At 71.0% G+C, this 21,538-nt stretch carries 18 protein-coding genes and 2 pseudogenes; 5 read left to right on the forward strand and 15 right to left on the reverse strand.

Features of this window, described 5'->3' with window-relative positions:
- Positions 1-51 precede the first annotated feature (51 nt).
- Positions 52-732, forward strand: coding sequence for a response regulator transcription factor (locus ABZ842_RS31655; RefSeq protein ID WP_361544543.1), 681 nt, complete (start codon positions 52-54; stop codon positions 730-732).
- Positions 733-762: 30 nt separating this feature from the next.
- On the opposite strand, the gene ABZ842_RS31660 is transcribed toward ABZ842_RS31655, so the two are convergent.
- The 12 genes and pseudogenes from ABZ842_RS31660 to ppsA all read right to left on the reverse strand — a co-directional run bounded on the left by ABZ842_RS31660 (position 763) and on the right by ppsA (position 14,400).
- A complete protein-coding gene (locus ABZ842_RS31660) occupies positions 763-2,487 on the reverse strand; it encodes a GAF domain-containing protein (RefSeq protein WP_361544546.1) in 1,725 nt (574 codons plus the stop codon).
- A gap of 128 nt (positions 2,488-2,615) precedes the next feature.
- Positions 2,616-2,798, reverse strand: a pseudogene (locus ABZ842_RS31665) (DUF1918 domain-containing protein); the annotation flags it as partial.
- Between the two features lie 329 nt (positions 2,799-3,127).
- Positions 3,128-3,997: a universal stress protein gene (locus ABZ842_RS31670; RefSeq protein ID WP_361544549.1), complete on the reverse strand. Its 870-nt coding sequence runs from the start codon at positions 3,995-3,997 to the stop codon at positions 3,128-3,130.
- On the reverse strand, positions 3,994-4,704 hold the full coding sequence (locus ABZ842_RS31675; protein ID WP_361544608.1) for a CBS domain-containing protein: 711 nt from the start codon (positions 4,702-4,704) through the stop codon (positions 3,994-3,996). Before ABZ842_RS31675 ends, ABZ842_RS31670 begins: the two co-directional genes overlap by 4 nt.
- A 143-nt stretch (positions 4,705-4,847) precedes the next feature.
- Complete coding sequence (locus tag ABZ842_RS31680) at positions 4,848-6,608, reverse strand: multicopper oxidase (RefSeq protein WP_361544552.1); 1,761 nt, start codon at positions 6,606-6,608, stop codon at positions 4,848-4,850.
- A 196-nt stretch (positions 6,609-6,804) separates the two neighbouring features.
- Positions 6,805-8,133 carry a nickel-dependent hydrogenase large subunit gene (locus ABZ842_RS31685; protein WP_361544555.1) on the reverse strand — a complete coding sequence of 443 codons (1,329 nt, stop codon included), beginning with the start codon at positions 8,131-8,133 and terminating at the stop codon, positions 6,805-6,807.
- Positions 8,130-8,912 carry an oxidoreductase gene (locus ABZ842_RS31690; RefSeq protein WP_361544558.1) on the reverse strand — a complete coding sequence of 261 codons (783 nt, stop codon included), beginning with the start codon at positions 8,910-8,912 and terminating at the stop codon, positions 8,130-8,132. The genes ABZ842_RS31685 and ABZ842_RS31690 overlap by 4 nt, the downstream gene beginning before the upstream one ends.
- 1 nt (position 8,913) lies before the next feature.
- Entirely contained in the window at positions 8,914-9,720 is an 807-nt protein-coding gene (locus ABZ842_RS31695) for an FAD/NAD(P)-binding protein (protein ID WP_361544611.1), read from the reverse strand.
- Positions 9,721-9,725: 5 nt separating this feature from the next.
- Positions 9,726-10,169, reverse strand: coding sequence for a cyclic nucleotide-binding domain-containing protein (locus ABZ842_RS31700; protein ID WP_361544561.1), 444 nt, complete (start codon positions 10,167-10,169; stop codon positions 9,726-9,728).
- Complete coding sequence (locus ABZ842_RS31705) at positions 10,169-11,326, reverse strand: 4Fe-4S dicluster domain-containing protein (protein ID WP_361544564.1); 1,158 nt, start codon at positions 11,324-11,326, stop codon at positions 10,169-10,171. The genes ABZ842_RS31700 and ABZ842_RS31705 overlap by 1 nt, the downstream gene beginning before the upstream one ends.
- Positions 11,327-11,463: 137 nt before the next feature.
- Complete coding sequence (locus ABZ842_RS31710) at positions 11,464-12,006, reverse strand: hydrogenase maturation protease (RefSeq protein WP_361544567.1); 543 nt, start codon at positions 12,004-12,006, stop codon at positions 11,464-11,466.
- 21 nt (positions 12,007-12,027) lie between these two features.
- Positions 12,028-14,400 carry a phosphoenolpyruvate synthase gene (gene ppsA / locus ABZ842_RS31715; protein WP_361544570.1) on the reverse strand — a complete coding sequence of 791 codons (2,373 nt, stop codon included), beginning with the start codon at positions 14,398-14,400 and terminating at the stop codon, positions 12,028-12,030.
- Positions 14,401-14,707: 307 nt separating this feature from the next.
- Here ppsA and ABZ842_RS31720 point away from each other — a divergent pair, with 307 nt between their 5' ends.
- Positions 14,708-15,457: an STAS/SEC14 domain-containing protein gene (locus tag ABZ842_RS31720; RefSeq protein ID WP_361544573.1), complete on the forward strand. Its 750-nt coding sequence runs from the start codon at positions 14,708-14,710 to the stop codon at positions 15,455-15,457.
- A 212-nt stretch (positions 15,458-15,669) separates the two neighbouring features.
- The gene (locus ABZ842_RS31725; RefSeq protein ID WP_361544576.1) at positions 15,670-16,002 is read left to right on the forward strand and encodes a carboxymuconolactone decarboxylase family protein; all 333 of its coding nucleotides are present in this window, start codon (positions 15,670-15,672) and stop codon (positions 16,000-16,002) included.
- A gap of 34 nt (positions 16,003-16,036) precedes the next feature.
- Here the strand turns inward: ABZ842_RS31725 and ABZ842_RS31730 are convergent, their stop codons facing one another.
- A complete protein-coding gene (locus ABZ842_RS31730; protein WP_361544614.1) occupies positions 16,037-17,002 on the reverse strand; it encodes a YbhN family protein in 966 nt (321 codons plus the stop codon).
- A gap of 350 nt (positions 17,003-17,352) precedes the next feature.
- Positions 17,353-17,748 carry a hypothetical protein gene (locus ABZ842_RS31735; RefSeq protein ID WP_361544579.1) on the reverse strand — a complete coding sequence of 132 codons (396 nt, stop codon included), beginning with the start codon at positions 17,746-17,748 and terminating at the stop codon, positions 17,353-17,355.
- A 51-nt stretch (positions 17,749-17,799) separates the two neighbouring features.
- Here ABZ842_RS31735 and ABZ842_RS31740 point away from each other — a divergent pair.
- Positions 17,800-18,538 (forward strand): annotated as a pseudogene (locus ABZ842_RS31740) (site-specific integrase).
- 127 nt (positions 18,539-18,665) lie between these two features.
- Here ABZ842_RS31740 and ABZ842_RS31745 read toward each other — a convergent pair.
- Positions 18,666-20,258, reverse strand: coding sequence for an RICIN domain-containing protein (locus tag ABZ842_RS31745; protein WP_361544582.1), 1,593 nt, complete (start codon positions 20,256-20,258; stop codon positions 18,666-18,668).
- A gap of 199 nt (positions 20,259-20,457) precedes the next feature.
- On the opposite strand from ABZ842_RS31745, the gene ABZ842_RS31750 reads away from it, so the two are divergent.
- Positions 20,458-21,042: a GMC family oxidoreductase gene (locus tag ABZ842_RS31750; RefSeq protein ID WP_361544585.1), complete on the forward strand. Its 585-nt coding sequence runs from the start codon at positions 20,458-20,460 to the stop codon at positions 21,040-21,042.
- Positions 21,043-21,538: the final 496 nt, after the last annotated feature.

Consider the following 21,538-nt stretch of genomic DNA (forward strand, 5'->3'; position numbering starts at 1 on the left):
GCCGGTGGCGGGCATGATCGGCAAGCAGAGCGACGAACGTCAGGGGGCGACATGTCCGACGACTCCAGCGGACCCCGCGCCGCACCCGTCCGGGTGTTCCTCGTCGACGACCACGAGGTGGTGCGGCGCGGGCTGCGGGACCTGTTCGACGCCGAGGCGGACATCGAGGTCGTCGGGGAGGCGCGTGATGCTGCGCAGGCACTGGCCCGGGGCCTCGCGCTCCGCCCCGACGTGGCGGTGCTGGACGTGCGTCTGCCCGACGGCGACGGGATCACGGTCTGCCGCGAACTGCGATCGCGCGTGCCGGGGCTCTCCTGCCTGATGTTGACCTCGTTCGACGACGAGGAGGCGCTGTTGGACGCCATCATGGCGGGTGCCTCGGGTTACGTGCTCAAACAGATCAACGGCTCCGACCTGGTGGCCGCCGTGCGCACCGTGGCCAGCGGCCAGTCGATGCTGGACCCGGCGACCACCTCGCGGTTGATCGGCTCGCTGCGGGAGGTCCAGGAGCCGGCTCCGCCCAGGAGCGACAAGCTGGCCGCCCTCACCGACCGGGAACGCGCCGTGCTGCGTCTGATCGAGGAGGGGCTGACCAACCGGGAGATCGGCAAGAAGCTCTACCTGTCGGAGAAGACGGTCAAGAACCACATCTCCCGGCTGCTGGCGAAGCTGGGCGTCGAGCGACGGGTGCAGGCTGCCGTGATCGCGGCGCACGACGACGAGGCGGAGTGACGCCGCCACCGAGCGGCCTGCTTCAAAGCGTCACTCGTACGCCGCGTCGCCGAGCGGAACCTGCCAGGTCAGCCGGGTACCGTCGTCGTCCGGATGCACGTGCAGGGCGCCGCCCAGGGCTTCCGCCCGTTCTGCGAGGTTCCGCAGTCCGCTGCACCTGCGGTGTTCGACCGGCTCGATGCCGACGCCGTCGTCCGTGATCCGCACCGTCAGTTTCCTCTCGGCCACCTGGATGAGGACCTCCGCCCGGGTGGCGCGGGCGTGCCGGGCCACATTGGTCAGCCCCTCCCCCACGACGGCGACGACGTGGTCGGCGACGGCCGCCGGCACGTCGGTCTCCACCAGCCCTTCCATGCGTAGGGCGGGAGTGAAGCCGAGCGCGGGCGCGGCCTTCTCCACGGCGCGCACGGCCCGGGCCCGCAGCCCCGGTACGCCGACGGGGGACTGCCGCTCCCTGAGCCCGAACACCGTCGAGCGGATGATCTTGATGGTGTCGTCCAGGTCGTCGATGGCCCTGTTCAGGCGCTCGGTGCCCACCGTCTGCGTGACGAAGCGTCGAGTGCTCTGCAGCGTCATGCCCGTGGCGAACAGCCGTTGGATCGCCAGGTCGTGGAGGTCCCGGGCGATCCGGTCCCGGTCGGCGAGCAGGGCCATCCGCTCGGCGTCGCGCCGCCGGTCGGCGAGTTCCAGTGCGAGTGCGGCCTGTCCGGCGAACCCCGACAGAGGCGCCGTCTCGGCCTCCGTGAACGGGGCGGCCCCGGCCCTCCGGGCGAGGATCAGCACACCGCGCACGGACGTCCCGGTGCCCACCGGGACCGCCACCGCCGGGCCGAACCCCGCCCACAGCGCGGGGTCGACGGTGATCCGCTCGTCGTCCGCGACGTCGTTCGAGTTCACCGGTCCGCGTGAGCGCAGGGCCTCTCCCGCCAGCGAGCCGGGGCCTGGCGGAACCCGCCCGCGGTGGGCCGCGGCTCGTTCTCCCTGCGCCACGGCGCCCCGCAGGCCACCGTCGTCCTCCACCAGGTGGACGACGCCGAGATCCGCTCGGGTGATCGCGCGTGCCCGCTCCAACATCATCTCCAGCACCCGGGTCTCGGTGGCACCCGACAGCAGGGCGCTGGTGACCTCGGCGCTCACCGCGAGCCAGCGCTCCCGGAAGCGGACCTCCTCGAACAGGCGCGCGTTCTCGATCGCGATGCCCGCCGCGACCGCCAGCGTGGCGAGCACCGCCTCGTCCTCGGCATCGAACTCCGCGTCGCCGCGCTTCTGCGTCAGGTAGATGTTGCCGAACACCTCGTCGCGAACCCGGATGGGCACGCCCAGGAAGGAGTGCATCGGCGGGTGGTGCGGGGGGAAGCCGGCGGAGGCGGGGTGCTCGGAGAGTTCGGCGAGGCGCAACGGCTCGGGGTGCCGGATCAGCTCGCCGAGCAGTCCGTGTCCCGACGGCAGGGCCCCGATCTCCGCGCGCTGCCGCGGGCCGATCCCCACCGGCAAGAACTCCGACAACTGCTCGTCCTCGCCGATCACGCCGAGCGCTCCGTACTCGGCGTCCACCAGGACGACCGCGGCATTGACAATCCCGTGCAGGACCTGCGGAAGGTCGAGTTCCCGTCCCACCGCGAGCACGGCTTCCAGCAGACCGTTCAAGCGATCCCGGGTGCCCCGCACCTCGTCGATGCGCGACTGGAGCTCGTCGAGCAGTTCGTCGAGCCGCAGCCGGGGGACCCGGCTCGGGTCATCGCCGTCACCTGCCATGAAGCCTCCGGGAAGGTGCCGCGGCCAGGGTGCAATCACCCTCCGCGGCAGGTCGCTCACACGCCGTGTGCTCGCGCGTCCTGCGCTCGCGTGCTCACGTCCGCAGCGCGCTCCGGACGCTGCCGCCCCAGGTGGTGCACGTGGGCGTCCGGGCCAGGAAAGACCAACGTGACGCGGTCGCTGTCGGACCACCGCACGTCGTAGGGCGGCGTGCCGTCGGCGTGGTGGAGCCCCACGATCTCGCCGTCCCTCCTGGCGGCTCCGGTCGTCGGGCTCTCGACGACGAGCTGATCACCGATGTGGGCATGCACGCAGCATCACTCCTGACCGTACGACGCTTCGCTGGGGCACCCTTCACGTCCACTATCGATCCACGGGAGCAACCGGTCCAACGCTGGAACGCACCGCGGGGCACCGTCCAGGCGACTGGCCGAACGGTCCTCGACGGGGCCCGTCCGGCCCTGGTGCCCGCCACCGCACGGTGGTGCACTAGAAGTGGCGGGAGGCTCGTGAGGGACGTGGGGAAGCGGTCGAAACGGACCGTGCACCACGCAATCGGGATCCGCGAGAAGTGGGTTGGGCCTCCCGTCCACTGCTGGCCGGGGCCGCACGGGCGAGGCGTCGCGGCCGGGCGCGGAGACTACTCGTGCGGCACCACGGCCACCGGACACCGCGCGTGGTGCAGGCAGGACTGCGCGACGTTGCCCAGGTGCGGGATCACGGGCGAAGGGGGCGTACGCCTCCCGATCACGAGGAGGGCGGCGCCTTCCGTCGCCGCGACCGTCTCGTGTGCCGGGCTGCCGAGGTGGACCTCCGAAGTGAACGGCACGGCCGGGTGTCGCGCGCGCCAGGGAGCAAGGGCCTGGGAGAGTTCTCGTTCTGCCTGCGCGACCACGTCGTCCCTCGCCTTCCGGCTCGGCGAACCGGGGCCTAGGGCGTTCGGGGGCAATCGCCTGCAGTGCACCACGGTCAGCGGAAGGCCGCGGGCCTCCGCGGTCGCCCGGGCGAAGTCGAGCAGGCCACTGCAGGGAGCGCGCAGGCTCAGCGCGGTGACGACCCGGGCGTCACCGGCACCGCTCGGCGTCGGGGCGACGGGGCTGCGTTGCAGGACCACCGGAGCTGCCGCCCGGCCGGCGACGTCGAGGCCGACGTCACCGAGGAAGAACCCGCCGAGCCGTCCCAGCCCGCGCGAGCCCAGGACCACGACGCTGGATTCCTCGGCTGCGCGCAGCAGGGCCGTCCGGGGGTCGTCGGCGACCAGTTCCTCGGTGACGTTCAGTCGGGGGAAGCGAGCGCTGATCTCGCTCTGCGCCGTCGCCACGATGCGCTTGGCCCAGTAGTCCGGGTCCTGCTCCGGGGGCGGATCGGTGCGTTCGAGGGTGAGGAGGATCCAGGCGTGCAAGAGAATCAAGGAAGTGCCGCGCCCGACGGCTTCCTCAGCCGCCCAGTGGGCGGCGGCGAGGCTTTCGCGAGTGCCGTCGAGTCCGACGGTGACGGGGTCGGGTGTCATCGCCGCTCTCCTCCGGTGCGCGGCGGGTTGGGGAACCAGCCGTCCAGAAGAGGAGCGGAGCCCTCTTCGCTGGGTGTGATGCGGACGCTCACGGAGACGACCCCGTCCACGCTCTGACAGAGCCGCTCGACGATGGGGATCACCGCGGCCCGCCCGACGGTGCCCGTCAGGGTGACCCGGCCCTCTTCGACTTCGGCGGTGACGGCCGACGGCGCCAGGGCCAGTGCGTCCTCCAGCACGTCCCGCTGGATCTCCTCCCGGATGGCTTCGTCCCTGCGGAGGAACACCCGCAGCACGTCGGCGCGGCTGACGATGCCCACCAGCCGGTCGGTTTCGTCCACCACCGGGAGGCGCTTGACGTTCTGCACCGTCATCAGACGGGCGGCCTCCACGACGTTCCACTCGGGGCGTGCGCACACGGCGGGCGCCGACATCAGCTCCTCCGCACGGGACGCCCCAGCCTTGGCCAGGTCTTCCCCGGACACGTCCGGCAGCGGAATCCGACCGGACGGGCCGGACTGATCGGCCGTCTTGCGCATCAGGTCGGCCTCGGACACCACCCCGACCACGCGCCCCTCCTCGTCGAGGACGGGGGCGGCGCTCACGTCGCTCTGGGTGAGTTCCTTCACGATCTCCTTGAACGCCGTCCCACGCCGTACGGAGACGACGTTCCTGGTCATGAGGTCGGCTACGGTCCGGTGATGCAGCATGCTCCGCTCCCCGGGGTCGTCGCGGACCACCTCTCCCCCCAGCCTGCCTGCACCGTTCGACCCCGTATTGAGCCGTTCGGCCCTCACTGTCCGGACGACCGGTCCACTGCCTCGATTATCGAACATGCATCCGATTCACTTCATGTGACCTCGTACTCGCGCATCATCTCGTGGTCCTCGTGGTCGAGCATGTGGCAGTGCCAGACGTACCGCCCCTCGCGGTCGAAGAACGCCCTGACCCTGGTGACCTGGCCGGGGAGCGCCCGCACGGTGTCCTTGGGTCCTGCTTCTCCCTCGTCGGGCTGCAGACGCGGGCCGGTGCGGATCTCCGACAGGGCGCCGGTCTCCGGGTCCTGGACGGCGGTGAACGGCGCCCTGTCCAGTACTTGGAACCGCACGAGGTGGAGGTGGATCGGGTGCGCGTCCTGCGTGGTGTTGTAGAACTCCCAGACCTCCGTGGTGTCCAGGACGGGAGTCTCGGTCACGGGGTCCATCCACTCCAGCATGCCCTTGTCGACCGTCCCGAGCATGGGCTTCATCCTGTTGTACTGGTCCATGCCCTCGGTGAGCACCAGGCGACGGGTGCGCACCGGAACGCCTCCCTCGTGGAAGGGCGCGGTGCGCAGTGCGCGGGGGAGCGAAGGTTCCGTGACACGCCGGTCGTACGGCAGGCTGACCCGCAGCCGTAGGACCCGGTCCGCGGGAGGAGCGACCGCGGTGCCGTCCGGGAACGGGGTGGGGGCGTCGTTCGTGAGGTCGAAGGACGCTCCGGCACGGCCTCGGAGGTCCACGACGACGTCCGCCCTCTCTCCGGGCGCGAGCAGCAGGGGCCGCTCCAGGGGAGCCGGGGCGTTCAGGAACCCTCCGTCAGTGCCGATCTGGGTGACGGGGAACGGCCAGTCGCCGCCGACCGACAGCCGGTAGAAGCGCGAGTTCGACCCGTTCAGCAGACGCAGCCGGTACTGGCGTGGCTCCATGTCCATGACCGGCCACGCGGCCCCGTTGACCACGATGACCTGACCGAAGAACTCGGGTCGCACGGACGGCCCGCCCGGCCAGTCGTCCGCCGCCGCGGGGGCGTCGGGGAAGGCCAGCGATCCGTCGGGGTAGAAGTCCCGGTCCTGGATGGCCAGCTCGACCTCGTAGGGACCGGCGGGCAGCTCGCCTCGCTCCACGAGTTCGCGCTCGTGCTCGTCCCTCAGTAGGTAGAAGCCGGCCAGACCGGCGTAGACGTTGAGACGGGTGATGCCGAGGGCGTGGTCGTGGTACCAGAGCGTCGCGGACTCCTGGCTGTTGTCGTAGGTGAACCGCGTACCGGCGAACCGCGTACCGGTCACGCCTCGTTGCGTGTACCAGGCGTCCGGGTGGCCGTCGCTGTCCGCGGCGGTGTGACCGCCGTGCAGGTGGACGACCGCGGGAACGCCGTCGGCCTCGATGGTCCGGTCCGTTCCGGTGAAGGCCCAGTGGACCGTGGTGTCGACCGGGAGGAGGTGCCGGTTGGGCAGCGAGTTGACCCAGCGCACCCTGACCGGGCGGTGGGCGTCGGCCACCAGCGTGGGCCCGGGCCAGGAGGCGGGGGAACGTCCCTGTCCGGGACCGCCGGCGACGGTGAATCCCCACGCCGGCGTTCGCAGCTCCAGACCGCCGCCGATCACGTCCTGGGTGACGGGGACCATCGCGAGCGTCGCGCTGCCTCGATCGCCCAGGGCGACACGGGTCGGGCGCGGCAGGGGGTTGACGAACCGGGGGACGGCACGGGCGTCCGCGATCGGCGTGAGGTAGCGGGGGTCGCTGACGGAGGGCAACCGGCCGGCCGCTGCGACGGCCCGTGACGGCCCCGTACCGGCGAGCGGCGCGCCCGCGCCCAGCGCACCTGAAAGGAGGAGGGTTCTTCTGCGCACTGCCCCATGCTCTCCCAGCGGCTGGCGTTCGGAGCCGAGCGGCGCGGACAGCCGCCTGCGTTTGGAGGACGGACTCCACTCGCCCGACGGTACGGAACGTCGTGGCCCGGCCCCTGCCCGGGCTGGTGACTCGAACGAGGTACGTGCCCTCGGGTCGGCCGCGTACGGCTGACGTGCGCCGTCCGGGCCGGGTCGGTCACGACCGCTCGACGTCCAGGTCGAGGAAGTGGGTCGCGCACGAGATGCAGGGGTCGTGGTTGCGGACGACCCTCTCGCACAGCCGGGTCAGTTCCTCGTCCGTCACCGCCTTCCCCCGTCCGAGTAGCCGTTGCGCGTGCTGTCGCAGGTCCTCCTCGATCGCCCCCTGGTTCTGCGCGGTGGGCGGCACGATCACCGCATCCTCGACGATGCCCTGCCGGTCGAGGGCGTAGCGGTGGTAGAGGAGCCCCCTGGGGGCTTCGGTCGCACCGTGGCCGGTGCCGGACCCTGGCGGCACCTCCTCGGCCGGGCGGGGTGGCGGTTCGTAGGAGTCGATCAGCCGTCGGGCCTCCTCCACGGCGTAGAGGACCTCGATCGCGCGCACGACGATGCTGCGGTACGGGTTGCGGCACACGTCGTCCAAGCCGGCGGACCGGGCGAGGTCGCGCACGGTGGACGGCAGTAGCCGGCTGCTGATGGAGTACCGGGCGAGGGCGCCGGTCAGGTGGCGTCGCCCGTCCAGGGTCGCGTGCAGTGCGGTGGAGTGCCGCACCTGGGTTTCCCGTACTCGCTCGGTGAATGCTTCGAGGGGGAAGGTGTTGCGGTGTTCACCGCTCCGCCCCTGCCGCAGCACGGTGGGCGTGCCGCTCTCGATCGCGTACGTGTCCGGTCGCGCGAGTGCGAGGAGGTCCGCGTCGCAGTGCGCGTCGGGGAAGTCGAAGCCGGCGACCCAGCGGACGGTCTCCACCGCGTCCTCACGCGCTCGCTCCAGACTCTGCGTCAGCGGTCGCAGCTCGGACCGGGCGGGGGTGCGGTGGAAGCCGCCGATGCGGACGTTGACGGGGTGGACCGCTCGGCCGCCCAGGACCTCCACGATCAGGTTGCCCGCCCTCTTCAGACGCAGCCCCCGCTCGACGTGGGCCCGGTGAGTTCTCGCGAGGTCGAGGACGTCGTGGTGGCCGAGGAAGTCGGGCGCGTGGAGCATGTAGACGTGCAGGGTGTGGCTCTCGATCCACTCGCCGCAGTACAGCAGCCGTCGGAGCGCGGCGATGCGGTCGTCGACGACGACCCCACGGGCGTCCTCGATCGCGCGGCAGGCGCTGAGCTGGTAGGCGACGGGGCAGATGCCGCAGATCCGGGCGGTGAGGTCTGGTGGTTCGGTGTGGGACCGCCCGCGGAGGAACGCCTCGAAGAAGCGGGGAGGTTCGTAGATCCTCAGCCGCGCGGCGGTGACCGTGTCGGCTTCAATCGCCAGGCTCGCGGCGGCTTGACCTTCGACGCGTGCCAGAGCACCGACGGACAGCTCCCGGTACCGCTCCCCCGTCATTCGTCCTCCCCGGGAGGTGCGAGCGGTTCGAACGCGCTGGTGTTGAAGGTGCGCAGGAAGCGCCGGACCTCGTCGTCACTCATGCCGTCGCTGCGCAGGAGCGGGATCATCGCGGGCATGTTGACCGAGGCGGAAGGGCCGAAGCACCCGTAGCACCCGCGGCCGTAGGCCGGGCACAGGGCCCCGCAGCCGGCGTGGGTCACCGGGCCCAGACAAGGCGTGCCGCGGGCCACGGTGACGCACACCGTGCCCCGGCGCTTGCAGGCGAAGCACACGCTGTGCCGAGGGACGTCGGGGGTGCGACCGGCCAGAAAGGCGGTGACGACTTCGAGGAGTTGTCCGCGGTCGATGGGACAGCCCCGCAGCTCGAAGTCGACGGGGACGTGGGCCGAGATGGGGGTGGACGTCGCGAGGGTGTCGACGTAGTCGGGGCGGGCGTAGACGATCGCGCGGTACTCCTCGACGTCGGCGAGGTCCCGCAGCGCCTGGACGCCTCCGGCCGTGGCGCACGCGCCGATGGTGACGAGCCGGCGCGAGGCGGCCCGGACCTGGAGGATGCGTTCGGCGTCCGCCGCAGTGGTGACGGACCCCTCGACGAGCGACAGGTCGTACGGTCCCGGCTGCACGGAACTCGACGCCTCCAGGAAGTGCACGACCTCCACGGCTTGGCCGAGGGCGAGGAGTTCGTCCTCGCAGTCGAGCAAGGTGAGCTGGCAACCGTCGCACGAGGCGAACTTGAAGACCCCTACCCTGGGACGGCGCCGAACGGTCGCGGCCATGTCACAGCTCCCGCACGGCGAGTAGGGGCGCGGCACGGTCGTAGGCGACGACGGGGCCGTCGCGGCACAGCAGGAGCGGCCCCAACTGGCAGTGACCGCAGTGGGCGGTGGCGCAGCGCATGTTTCGCTCCAGGGAGATCCGGATCCGTCGGGCGGCGACGCCCCGGTCGGCGAGTTCACGGGCAGCGGCGCGCATCATCACCTCGGGGCCGCAGACGAAGGCCGTGGTGTCCTCGGGGCAGAACAGGGCCTCGTCGAGCAGGGAGGTGACCACGCCGATCCTGCCCCGCCACCCCGGGGTGGGGCGGTCCACGGAGACGCCGCGGAAGCGCACGTCCCACTCCTCGACTTCTGACCGGTAGATGACGTCGTCGGGCGTACGTGCACCGACGAGCACGTTCAACCGTCCGTACCGGCCCGGTTCCTGCCGTACGGCGCGGATCAAGGGGCGCAGGGGGGCGAGCCCGATGCCGCCGGCCACCACGACCAGGTCACCGTGCCGGGCCTCGGTCAGGCCCCACGTCGTGCCGAAGGGGCCGCGGACGCCGACCTCGGTCCCGACCTCGCTCGCCCACAGGGCCTGTGAGACGGCTCCGACCCTCCTGATGGTGTGTTGCAGTGCGCCGCCCGGAAGGATGCCGGACACCGAGACGGGGATCTCTCCCACTCCGAAGGCGTAGAGCATGGCGAACTGACCAGGAGCGAAAGTGGGCAGGTGCGACCCGCATGGTTCGAGCCGGATGGTGACGGTGTCCGAGGTCTCGTGATGGCGGTCGGCCACGCGGTACGCCGAGGGAACGGCCGTCACCGCGGTCACCGCTCCTCGGGTGAGCCGTAGAGGTCGAGCAGGCGCGTGCGGGCGGCGCGCAGTCGCTCTCCCACCACCTCGACGACGTGGAGGAGTACGGCGTGGTCCAGCGCGGGATCGCCCTCGCAGAGCCTCATCACGGCCTCGGCGTCGAACTCCAGGGCCTGGACGTCGGTCACGGCCCGGCTGCCGAGGTGCCACTGCCGGGGCGGACACAGCCACGACCATCCGAGGAGTTCACCGGCTCCGATGGTCTCGATGAGGACGGGGCCCCTTCCCGGCACCTGGACGTCGAGCACGACCTTCCCCGTGCCCACCACCCAGAAGCGGTCGGCTGGTTCCCCTTCCTCGAAGATGCGGGATCCGGCGCGGAAGGACACCTTGCGGGACAGGTCCGTCACCCCCTGGTAGCGGTCGGCCGGAAGGGCGGCGAGGAAGCCCGTGCGCATCACGAGCCCTCCGCGTCGGGCTGCGTCCCCGGGGGACCCGCCTCCTGGTGGAGGGCGTGCGCCTCCTCCGTGATGTCGATCCCGACCGGGCACCACACGATGCACCTGCCGCACCCCACGCAGCCCGAGCTGTCGAACTGGTCGTACCAGGTGCCCAGTTTGTGGGTGAGCCACTGGCGGTAACGGCTGTGCGGAGACGGGCGGACGGGTCCGCCGTGGAGCAGGGAGAAGTCGAGGTCGTAGCAGGAGTCCCAACGTCGCCAGCGCTCCGCGTGGTCGCCCGTGAGGTCGGTGACGTCCTCAGTGGTGGTACAGAAGCAGGTGGGGCAGGCCATGGTGCAGTTGCCGCAGGTCAGACAACGTGCGGCCACGTCGTTCCAACGCTCGGCCGTCAAGGATCCCGCCATGAGCGCCCGTAGGTCGACCGACGGCATGGTGCGCCCCATGCGGGTAGCCGCGCCCTCCACCGCCGCGTGGGCGGCTTCGGTCAGCGAGCGGTCCGCAGGGCGGTGCGGCACCTCGGCGAGGACGTCCGAGCCTGCCGGTGTGCCGGCGCGGGCCAGAAAGCGGTGACCGTTGCCGTCGACGACCTCGGTGAGCGCCAGGTCGTAGCCCGGGCCCGCGGAGGGGCCGGTGCCCATGGAGACGCAGAAGCAGGTGGCGCCGGGCTCGGTGCATTCGACGGCGATCAGGAAGGCCCCTTCGCGTCGCCCCCGGTAGTCCTCGTCGCGGTGTCGTCCTCCCGTCAGGACCCGGTCCTGGATCGCGATGGCCCGCAGGTCGCAGGGGCGCACCCCCAGGAAGGCGAAGGAGGCGGGCGCAGGCTGCTCGGCTCGCACCGTCAGCGCCCCGTCCGCGCCGCGGTCCGCCGTCCATTGGCGGACCCGTTCGGGGAGCAGCCAGTTCTTCCAGGACTGCGGCCCGGCGCTGTGGGCGAAGGCGGCGCCGTCCGCGCGCCGGACCAGACGGTAGTGGCCGGCCTCCAACTCCACCCCCCAGCCGAAGGGCAGGGCGTCGACGCCGTCGAGTTCGGCCAGGACGATCGCCCCGTCCCGTACCGTCGGGCCCACGACGACGCGCCCCCGGGCTCTGAGAACGTCCACCAGCGCACCGAGTCCCGTACGGTCCAACACGACGGCGGGCTCGACCGTCGTCATCGACAAGGCCGTGGGGGCATGGATTCTCCTCCGGAGACGCCGTGGGAACTGCTGCGGATGCGCCAGCGTTTCCCGGCTGGGCGCGTGACGCACACCGGCTCCGCGGCTGCTGGTCCGACCGGGGGCCGTTCCTCACTTCATCGGTCGAGTCGGCAGGCGGACGGCCCGGGCTGCGCGGCGCGGGCCGATCCGTGGGCGTCGAGGAAGCGCCGGACGTGCGCGTCGACCGCATCTGCGACGCCCACCACCGCCGCCGCCACGGGAGGCGAGAGTCCGGGCCCCGGGCCCACGTCGACGACCTCGACCGCCCACACCACCGTGCGCGCGGGAAGCCCGTCGAGGGCTTCCGACAGCTCGACCGCCTCGCGCACGCCCAGCCCGTGCGTACTGGCCGTCACGGGCAGCCGCCCCGGGCACGTCCGCGGCTCCCATCGACGGATGCGGCCGGGCCGTCCGCCGTCGACGCGCACGGCGTCGACGATCACCGCCAGCGCCCTGCCCTCCCACAGCGCCATCAGCCGGGCCGGATCGCCGTCGGAACTGGACAGCGTGACGTCTTCGGGTGGGCGGTGTGCCATGTGGTGTTGCGCGAGCCTCGCGACGACGGCCGGGCCCACGCCGTCATCGCGCCGGAACGCGTTTCCCACTCCGATGATCGCGACGCCACGGGAACCTGGCACAGCGGGTGCTCCCCTTCACGGTCAGCTTTGTTCGGCCTTGTGGATGTGGTGCTTCACGGTGACGAAGCTGTCGGGCGCCACGGACACCGAGTCGATGCCCGCCGCGACGAGGAATGCGGCGAAGGTCGGGTCGTCGCTCGGTCGCTGGCCGCAGAGGCCGACGGTGCGTCCCGCGTCATGGGCGACGTCGATCAGGCTCTCGATGCTGCGGGTGACCGCGGGGTTCGTCTCGTCGAAGAGTTCGGCCAGCTCCGCCGAGTCGCGGTCGACACCGAGGGTGAGCTGGGTCAGGTCGTTGCTCCCGATGGAGAACCCGTCGAAGCGCTCGGCGAACTCCCGCGCCAGGACGACGTTCGAGGGGATCTCGGCCATGACGTGGACCTGAAGGCCGCGTTCGCCTCGACGCAGGTCCTCACCGGCCATGACCTCCAGGACGCGGTCCGCTTCCCGGGGCGTACGGCAGAAGGGGATCATGACGACGACGTTGGTCAGTCCGAACTCCTCCCGGACCCTGCGGATGGCACGGCACTCCAGGGCGAAGCCGTCCCGGTACCCATCGCTGTAGTAGCGGCTGGCACCGCGCCATCCGATCATCGGGTTGGCCTCTGCCGGCTCGAAGGGACCGCCACCGATCAGCTTCGCGTACTCGTTCGTCTTGAAGTCGCTGGTGCGCAGGACGACCGGGTACGGCCAGCGGGAGGCCGCGATGGTGGCGACGCCACGTGCCAGGCGGTCGACGAAGTACTCCGCCGCGTCGGTGTGGCCCTCGGTCAGTTCGTCCACCGCGCGGCGCTCGTCGGGGGCGAGGCGCTCGGGCCGCAGCAGCGCCATGGGGTGCACCTTGACCCGGTGGGCGACCATGAACTCCATGCGCGCCAGGCCCACCCCATCGGCTGGGAGCCCCGACCACCGGAACGCCGCCCCCGGATCGGCGAGGTTCAGCATGACCTTCGTACGGGTCGCCGGAAGCTCCGTCAGATCCACGTCGGACACCTCGTAGCCGACCGAGCCCGCGTAGACGCGCCCCTCCGCCCCTTCGGCGCACGAGACGGTCACCTGCTGTCCGTCGACGAGGACGGCGGTCGCCTCACCGGTGCCCACGACGGCGGGCACCCCCAGCTCGCGGCTGACGATGGCAGCGTGGGAGGTACGACCCCCGTGGTCGGTCACGATGGCAGCAGCCCGCTTCATCAACGGCTCCCAATCGGGATCGGTCACCGGGGTCACGAGGACGGAGCCGGCGGGGAACCGCTCCAGCCCCACGGGGATCGCGAGCGACCGCACGGGACCCGCCCCCACCGCCTCACCGACCGCCGCCCCCGTCACCAGGCACTCCCCCGCCTCCGTGAGCCGGTAGCGGTGGAGCACCGTCGAGTCGGTTCGGGACCGGACCGTCTCGGGACGGGCCTGGACCAGGAACAACTGCCCCGTACGACCGTCCTTCGCCCACTCCAGGTCCATCGGCGTCCCGTAGTGCTCCTCCACCGCGACGGCCCATTGCCCCAAGGACCGCACCTCGCCGTCGTCAAGCACGCGCGCAGCGCGTTCCCCGCTGTCGGTGTCCACGGTCCGGGTGAGGCCGCCCTCGGCGTAGACGACCTTGGTCGCCTTGTCTCCGATCGCCACCCCGATCACCGGGTTGAGTGCCTTCTCGGGCAGCACGGGCTTGAAGACCACGTACTCGTCCGGGTCCACACGCCCGCTCACCACGCTCTCGCCGAGCCCCCACGCGGCGTCGATCACCACAACGTCCCGGTAGCCGGTCTCCGGGTCGAGAGTGAAGGCGACCCCCGAGCCACCGAGATCGGAGCGCACCATCAACTGCACACCGACCGACAGCGCCACGGAGGACTCGCCGAAGCCCAATCGCTCCCGGTAGTCGATCGCCCGGTCCGTGAACAGCGACGCGTAGCAGCGATGGCACGCGTCCAGCAGCGCGGCTGCGCCGCGCACGTTGAGATAGCTCTCCTGCTGCCCGGCGAAACTCGCCTCCGGCAGGTCCTCCGCGGTCGCACTGCTGCGCACGGCCACCTCGGGGTCCGCACGCCGCTCCCCCGGGGCGAGACGAACGTACGCCGCCGTGATCTCGTCCTTCAGCCCCTGCGGCAGGGGGGTGGCAAGGATGCCGGCGCGAATCGCCGCCCCCACTTCCGTCAAGGCCGCGCCCGCCCGCAGATCCGCGAGCCGGGCAGCGACCCGATCACCGAGTCCACCGGTCCGCATGTACTCCCGGTAGGCGTCTGCGGTCGTGGCGAATCCATCCGGTACCCGCACCCCGACCGGCCGCAGGTGTCTGATGAGCTCCCCGAGGGAGGCGTTCTTCCCTCCCACCACGGACACGTCGGACCGCCCCACCTCCGAGAGCGGGACCACTCGTCGACCTTCGAAGGACATCACGCCTCCCTGCGGACCGCAGGCACGGCTCCCCGCTCACGGGTTCGCCTCCGGACATGGGCGGGACCGCCCCGCCCGTCCGTCTTCAAGGGCTCGATCACAGACTGGCCAGACGCTGGCGGGCCGCCCCGATTCCCATGAGAGCACGGCGGCGAAGGGCCCGCTCGACCGCATCGCGCCCTCCACCGGATCGACCTCACCACCACGCCGGTCTGCAGGGTCCGCGCCCTCCACGTAACGTCGAACCGGGACCCCAGCCAGTCAAGCCCCGAGCCTGGCCCGAGGGCCTCGACCGAGGAGGAACGGGATGCTGAAGAGGCTCAGCGACGTCCCTGCCGGCATTGACGCGTTGCAAGCGGTCGGGGTCGTTACAAGGGGTGACTACGAGTCCATCATCGAGCCCCTGATCGATTCTGCCCGCGCCGAAGGCCGCAGGGTCCGGATCCTGTGCGAGTTCGGCCCCGAGTTCCAGTCGTTCGCTCCCGGAGCCGCCTGGGAGGACCTGAAGGTCGGGACCCGCTCCATGCGGTTGTTCGAGGGGTGCGCGATCGTCAGCGACGTCGGTTGGATCCGGGAAGCGACCCGGCTCACCAGGTTCCTCGTGCCCTGCCCGGTGCACATCTACGACGGCCACGAACGCGAGGACGCCCTCCACTGGCTGGCCTCGCTCCCTGAGGGCCCCGGCGTGTCCCACCGGATCCTGCCGGCCTCCGGCGTGCTGCTGGTGGAGATCGACAGTCCCTTGCGGACCCAGGACTTCGATGCCGTGGCCCTCACCGTCGACTCGTGGCTCGATGCCCACGAGGAGCTGACGGGCGTCGTGATCCATGCCCGTACCTTTCCCGGCTGGGAGAACGTCGGCGGCCTGCTGAGCCATGTGCGCTTCGTCCGCGACCACCACCAGCGGATCGGGAGGGTCGCCTTGGCGGCGGACACCAGGCTCGCGGACCTCGTGCCCCACCTGGCGAAACACTTCGTCCGGGCCGAGGTACGGCACTTCGGGTACGCCGAACTCGACGAAGCCGTCTCCTGGGCGGCGGCGTCCACGAGACGATGACCCGCCGACGACCGGCGGCGCCCCGGCCGGACCAAAACTCACACCGGGTGTCTGTGCGGTCCAGGGGAGGCGAGCGCTCCGGACTCCCGAGCGAAACCCCCAGGAAGGGCATGTCAAAGGAATCAGATCTACGGTGAAAGTACGGACATCAGAAGGTGGGCCCGCCGGGCCCGATAGCTCCACACCACGACACGTTCCGGAGATGACCCGACATGGCAACAGCATCCCAAACTCCCGTGCTGGACACCCTCGCCGCGATGACGGACGACTCGGTCGAGCGGTGCGGACTGGCTCCGGACACGTTCATGCTCACCCGCATCGCGGCCCTCGCCGCCTCGGACGCCCCGCCGGTCTCCTACATCGCCAATCTCGACCCTGCCCTGCAGGCCGGTTTGACCGCCGAAAAGGTACAGGACGTCCTGGTCGCCATCGCCCCGGTCGTGGGCACGGCCCGCGTCATGACGGCAGCAGCCAATATCGCCAAGGCGCTCGGCATCACGATCGCCGTCGCCGACGCGGAAGCCCAGGCCCAGAGCATGGGATAGCGCTCGGCACACCTGACGAGTAGCGGCAAAGCGACTAACCCCCGGGCGCCCGGCGTCCTGCCCGCAGTGTCACGCCCAGCCAGCATGCCCAGCCGAGCGGCTGGAGCGCCCAGTAGCTCATCAACCGGTACACCAGAGTGACGGCGAGGGCTTGCTCCACGTGCAGTCCGCTCACGACGAGCAGAGCGGTGAGACTCGCCTCGACCACGACCAGCCCGCCGGGAGTGAGCCGCAGACTCCCCGCGATCTGGGTCAACGCATACGAGGCTACGAAACCGTGCTCAGGGATCGCGATTCCCAGGCTCCACATGCACGCGGCGAGACACGCCATGTCGAACAGCCAGTTGAGCAAGGCCAGACCCGTGGGCCGGAACCACGGACGGATCCCCGGCTCGGCCGCTCGGAACTGTCGCCCCAGCCATGACACGTCCGCACTCAGCCTGCGCAAGCCGCGGGACCTCAGGCGCACCCGACGCCATGCCCGCCGCACTCGCCATCGCACTGACTGGAACTGCCACAGTGCGTACGAGACGGCCACCACAACGATCCCGAGGACCGCGATCGAGACGGCTGCCGGCCGCAGCCCGGCGCCCGGCCCCGACGAGCCCTCGAAAGCCAGACCCAGCAGGAGCAGGGCGAAGAGGCTGATCCCTGACAGCGTTCCGGCGATCACGAGTACGGCTCCCGCGAGTGCCTGCCCCACTCCACGCAGACGTAGCTGTCGGAACTCCCACGCCGCGGCGAACGCTGCTCCGCCTGGCAGGGCTCCAGCTACCGCGTTGGCCGCCAGCACGACGGCGCCCACCGACCGGAGGCTCAGCTGCCTGCCTCCGGCCCGCAGGATCCAACTCTGGAGACCTACCAGGCAGAACAGAGAAGCTGCTTCGCACCCGGCGGCCAGAAGCAGGCGCGGCCAATACGCGTCGGCGATGAGACGCAGTGCCATGACCAACTCGTGGCGTCGAGAGACACAGACGACCACGGCGACCGCCAGGACCATGGCGTACACGGCCCACCAGCCGGGGCTCACACGGGTTGTGGGAAAGCTCACCGCACCGGAGCGCCTTCCTCGGGATCTCTTCACCACGGAGGCCGCCTTACGGCTCGTTATGCCGAACCCAGATCACGCCGGCTCGGGGATCGTTGACGAATCCCACCACGTCTTCGCCCAACGGCGTCGGAGGCCCCGCCGCCCTTGCGGTGACCTGACGAACGGAGTGGCCCCCTTGGCGAGCCCACATCCGAGGGCGCTCGTCCGAAACTGCTCGCTCAGGTGAAGAAGGTCGGCGTCGTCGAGATCGTGGGCTCCGTCGACGCGGCGTGAACCATGCGGCGTCTGGGCAGTGAGCCTCACCCCGCGTGGGTGAGGAGGCAGTCGACGCATGCGGAGAACGTGACCAGATGTGGCACGTCCTCGTCGCCGATAGGGATTCCTGACCGACGACTGAGCATCTCGACGAACCTCAGGAAGTCGAGGGAATCCATCTCCAGCACCGGGCGAAAGGCGTCGGCGCGTTCCAGGGCGGCCACGCCCACGCCGGGGACGACCTGGACGATCGAGTCCCTGACGAGGCCCAGGCTCACCACCCGGGATACGACCGGTGGTACGTACGGCACGCCGAACGAACGGTTCTTCGTTCCGCCTGCCCGACAGCGCGGACGATGCCTTTCCTTGGTCTCCCAGGGGACGTCGATGACGTGCTCGGCGCGGTAGCACTGCAAACCCTCCTCGGCGCGGTTGGCCACCTACAGCAGCGCCAGCTCACGGAGCACAGTGAGGTTTCCCGACCGGAAGCAGTGGGTCAGGGCGACGTCGACGACCTGTTCGGCGCGCCGGACGACGTCTTCCTGGACTCGCTCGGCAACCCGAACGCGGTCCGGAACCACGGGATCGGAGTGGGGAAGACCGCCGGGCGGATCGGCGAGGCCCGGCCACTCGCCTCGGTGGCGGACGACGAGATCGGCGAGATGCTGTGGCGGAGGCTCTACGAGACCCACGCCCGCGCCGAGGAGATCCTGGGCGCCGACATCGAGGAACTGGACCTCGCCGGGCGCCGGGCCCCGGTGAAGGCCAAAGGGCGCCGCGCCCCGCCGCCGGGGCGGCCGGGCCCGGGAGGACTTCGTGCTGGAGACGGTCCACTGGGACGCCGGCACCGCCCGGCTCCTGCCCCGCCTGATCAGCGGGCGGACGAGGGGGCCGGTGTTCGTCACCTACCGCCGCCCGGGGCCGGGGAAGGTCCTGGCGCCGCGGGATGTGTGCCCGGACACCGGGCTCGCGCGCCTCTCCTACGGCCAGGCCCGCGCCCTGCTCGACGAGCACACCGCCGTCGGCGGCGCCCCGGGCACGGGCTGGGACCTGCACGAGTACCGCCATTCCGGGCTCACGCACCTCGGGGAGCAGGGCGCCTCGCTGCTGATGCTGATGGCGAAGTCCCGGCACCGGAAGACGGACAACGTGCGCCGGTACTTCAAGCCCTCCCCGGAGGCGATCGCCGAGCTGACCAGCCTGCTCGCGCCGGGCGACACCCGACGGTGAGCCGCCCGCTCGTGTGCCCTGTCCGGAGGGCGGAGCCCTCCGGACAGGGTTCATGCTGCTTCCCGGGCGGGCGCGGGGTGTCCGGTCATCGCGCTACGCCCTGGGTGCCGGGCGGGTGGGGTGTTTCTCAGAGGTCTTCGATGCGCCAGCGTTGGTGGAGGGCGCCTTCGTCGGGCCACTGGATCAGGCCCTCGCCCTGTGCGGTGCTGTTGTCGTTGACGGACAGTACCTGGCCGCTGCGTACGTTCGTCAGCATGTGGCCGGTGGTGGTGGGTGTGAGGCGCCAGTGCTGGTTGGTGGCGTTCTGGTAGGGCCACTGGACGATACTCGCCTGTTGTGCGGTGCTGCCGTCGTGGACGGTCAGCGCCTGGTGGCTGCGCTCGCTGATCAGGACGTAGGTGCCGTCGTCGTTCTGCCACAGTTCCCAGTTCTGATTGGTGCCGCCCAGGTACGGCCACTGCTCCACGTACACGCCCGACTCCGTGGAGCCGTGGTGCACAGAGGCGGCCTGGCCGGTCTTCGCGCTGATCAGCCTGACCTTGCGGGCGGTACGGCGGTATCCCTTCAGGCGGAGCCGGATACGGGCCTCTTGCCGATGTTCGTCGATGACGGCTTCATAGGTGGTGGGGCTGAGTCCGGAGCCCAGGGCGAGCAGGGCGGCGGGGGTGAACGTGAACGTGTGGCTTCCGACGTGGTCGTCCGGCGCCCATTTGAGGATGAATTCGATCCCGAGGGCGAAGCTGACGACGGCTCCCGTGATCACCGGGGCTGCGATGTCGATGTTGAGAACGCTCGCGGTCGTCTCTACGACCGCCACAACGCTGTCGATCAGGTCTTCGTCCAGCGCCGGGCGGACCGCGGTCTGGGCCGCATTGGCGATGGCGGCTGCGACCTTGTCATAGTCATCGCCGGCGTCCTCTTCATACACCTCGACCAAGACGGTCAGGCCTGCCTTGGTCGCCGGGCCGTCCCAGAGGGTGACGCCGGGGATGGCGTGGGTCTCTCCGGCGTCGACGCCCTCGATCACCGGGGACATGTAGTGGGTGCTGGTGCGGCCGTCGGAGGCGACAAAGCCGAAGTACAACTCGTCAGAGGCTCCTCCGTCGTTCGACTCCTTCTCGCAGTAGAAGTTGTCGGCCCACAGGACGAACTGCGCGGGGTTGGCGGGCGCGGCGGCCGGGGGCGGTGCCGGGGACGGGCTCTGCGGGGCGTGGACGACCGTCAGGCTCCAGCCGGCGGCCTCGGCCGCCTCGGCCGCGGCGCCGTCGGCCGGGGGCGCCTCGACGCTGTCCTGGCCCGGCGCCAGTTCCACCACACGCACCTGGGGCAGATCGAGGACATCCTTCACGGCCTGCGGGGCGTCGCGCCGGAAGTCGTCCCAGCCGTACGCGGTCTCGGGCGTGAGGCCCGCGACCGAGTCGGGGAACGCCCTGGCCTTGGCCTCCGGGCTGGCCTCGGTGAAGATCTGCCCGTACTCGGCGATCTTCTCGTCGGAGACCCCGGCGCGGCGGAACGACTCGACGGCCTTTTGCTCCAGATCGGTCAGCTCCGCGCCCTGCCCGAAACGGGCGAGAGCGTTCAGAGTCACCGCGGCCATGTGCTGACGTGCCCGGTTGCCGTCCACCCGCGCCTGCTGACGTGCCGACAGCTCCCCGCCGCCCAGCACCTGACGCAGCACGTCCCCGATCCAGTCCCGCTCAGGTAAGCCCTGCCCGCCCATGTGACGACCTCTTCCCGACAGCCCCCTCACCGGGGGCGACTGGTGGTGATCCTGGCATCACGCTCAAGAGTGGTATAGGGCGCAATCCGGCCTGTACAAGGAAGTTTCAGCGCGTCGGGGAGGCGCGAATTCGTCACCGGCCCCGGTGTCACCGCAGCCCGGCCCACGCGCACTCCGGGGGCTATTCGCCGGCGACGGCGTGCTGGTCGCGCAGGGGCCGCAGCCCGCCGGGCAGGTCGGGGAGCTGGACCTTCAGATCATCTCTATGGACTCCATCACCAACCCGCCCGCCGTTCAGGGACCCGAGGGCGGATTCACCGTCAGTGTCGCCCTGATGCCGCCTCACAGCCGGGGCACCGTACGCCTGTCCGGCGCCCGACGGGACGCGCCGTCGCTGCTCGATCCGGCCCTTTACGCCGACGACCACGATCTCGACGCGATCGTCTCCGGCATGCGGCTCGCCCGCGAGATCGGCCGGGCATCGGAACTCGCCCCGTGGCGCGGCGAGGAGACGCTGCCCGGCCCGGAGACCGGCGACGGCGAGGCCGTGCGCGCCTGTCTGCGGCGGACCCCCGCCTCGTACTGCCACCCGGTGGGCACTTGCCGGATGGGCGAGGACGACCGCTCCGTGGTCGGCCCGGACCTCCGGGTCCACGGCGTCGACGGGCTGCGGGTGGCCGACGCCTCTGTCTTCCCGACGATCCCATCAGCGAACACTGTCGCCACCGTCTACGCCGTGGCCGAACGCGCCGCCGACCTCGTCAGCGGCACGCGAACGCACTGACCGCGACCTGCAGCCGCGGCCCTCCACCGTCCTTCAGAATCCCCGAGGAAGCCACGCCCGTCTTCTCTACCAGGTTCACCGAGTATTCTCCGTCCCCTACCCGTTGGTCCGCGCCGGAATGGCCTTCGCGGGCGGCACCGCCGATCTGGCGGTGGCGGTCACCCGCGCCGAATGCGTCGGCGCGGTGGGCGCCGCGCTGCTGCCCCCCGGATCGGCTGCGTCAACTCATCCACGAGATCCGCAAGAACGTCGGCACGGCGCCGTTCCACGTCAGTCTGATCGCCCACTTCGACACCGCGGAGCACGTCCGTATCTGCGCCGAGGAGCGCGTGCCGATCATGTCGTTCCACTGGGGCCAACCTCCGGCGGACCTGACTGCGCGGGGATCCGGGCCAGCAGCGGGTTGGAGTCAGCGCCCACTGTGCAGTCGATCCCGTACACCGCGGCCACCCACAACCGCACCAACGCCGCCAAGTCCCGCGCGTCCCGCCGAAAG

This window comes from Streptomyces sp. NPDC047315 (assembly GCF_040643215.1).
Classification (GTDB): domain Bacteria; phylum Actinomycetota; class Actinomycetes; order Streptomycetales; family Streptomycetaceae; genus Streptomyces.

What these genes read in the sequence shown, in the direction of transcription:
- ABZ842_RS31655 (WP_361544543.1), top strand. Translation starts at nt 52, where the DNA reads ATGTCCGACGACTCCAGCGGACCCCGCGCCGCACCCGTCCGGGTGTTC.
- ABZ842_RS31660 (WP_361544546.1), bottom strand. Translation starts at nt 2,487, where the DNA reads ATGGCAGGTGACGGCGATGACCCGAGCCGGGTCCCCCGGCTGCGGCTC.
- ABZ842_RS31670 (WP_361544549.1), bottom strand. Translation starts at nt 3,997, where the DNA reads ATGACACCCGACCCCGTCACCGTCGGACTCGACGGCACTCGCGAAAGC.
- ABZ842_RS31685 (WP_361544555.1), bottom strand. Translation starts at nt 8,133, where the DNA reads ATGACGGGGGAGCGGTACCGGGAGCTGTCCGTCGGTGCTCTGGCACGC.
- ABZ842_RS31690 (WP_361544558.1), bottom strand. Translation starts at nt 8,912, where the DNA reads ATGGCCGCGACCGTTCGGCGCCGTCCCAGGGTAGGGGTCTTCAAGTTC.
- ABZ842_RS31700 (WP_361544561.1), bottom strand. Translation starts at nt 10,169, where the DNA reads ATGCGCACGGGCTTCCTCGCCGCCCTTCCGGCCGACCGCTACCAGGGG.
- ABZ842_RS31705 (WP_361544564.1), bottom strand. Translation starts at nt 11,326, where the DNA reads ATGACGACGGTCGAGCCCGCCGTCGTGTTGGACCGTACGGGACTCGGT.
- ppsA (WP_361544570.1), bottom strand. Translation starts at nt 14,400, where the DNA reads ATGTCCTTCGAAGGTCGACGAGTGGTCCCGCTCTCGGAGGTGGGGCGG.
- ABZ842_RS31720 (WP_361544573.1), top strand. Translation starts at nt 14,708, where the DNA reads ATGCTGAAGAGGCTCAGCGACGTCCCTGCCGGCATTGACGCGTTGCAA.
- ABZ842_RS31725 (WP_361544576.1), top strand. Translation starts at nt 15,670, where the DNA reads ATGGCAACAGCATCCCAAACTCCCGTGCTGGACACCCTCGCCGCGATG.
- ABZ842_RS31730 (WP_361544614.1), bottom strand. Translation starts at nt 17,002, where the DNA reads ATGGTCCTGGCGGTCGCCGTGGTCGTCTGTGTCTCTCGACGCCACGAG.
- ABZ842_RS31745 (WP_361544582.1), bottom strand. Translation starts at nt 20,258, where the DNA reads ATGGGCGGGCAGGGCTTACCTGAGCGGGACTGGATCGGGGACGTGCTG.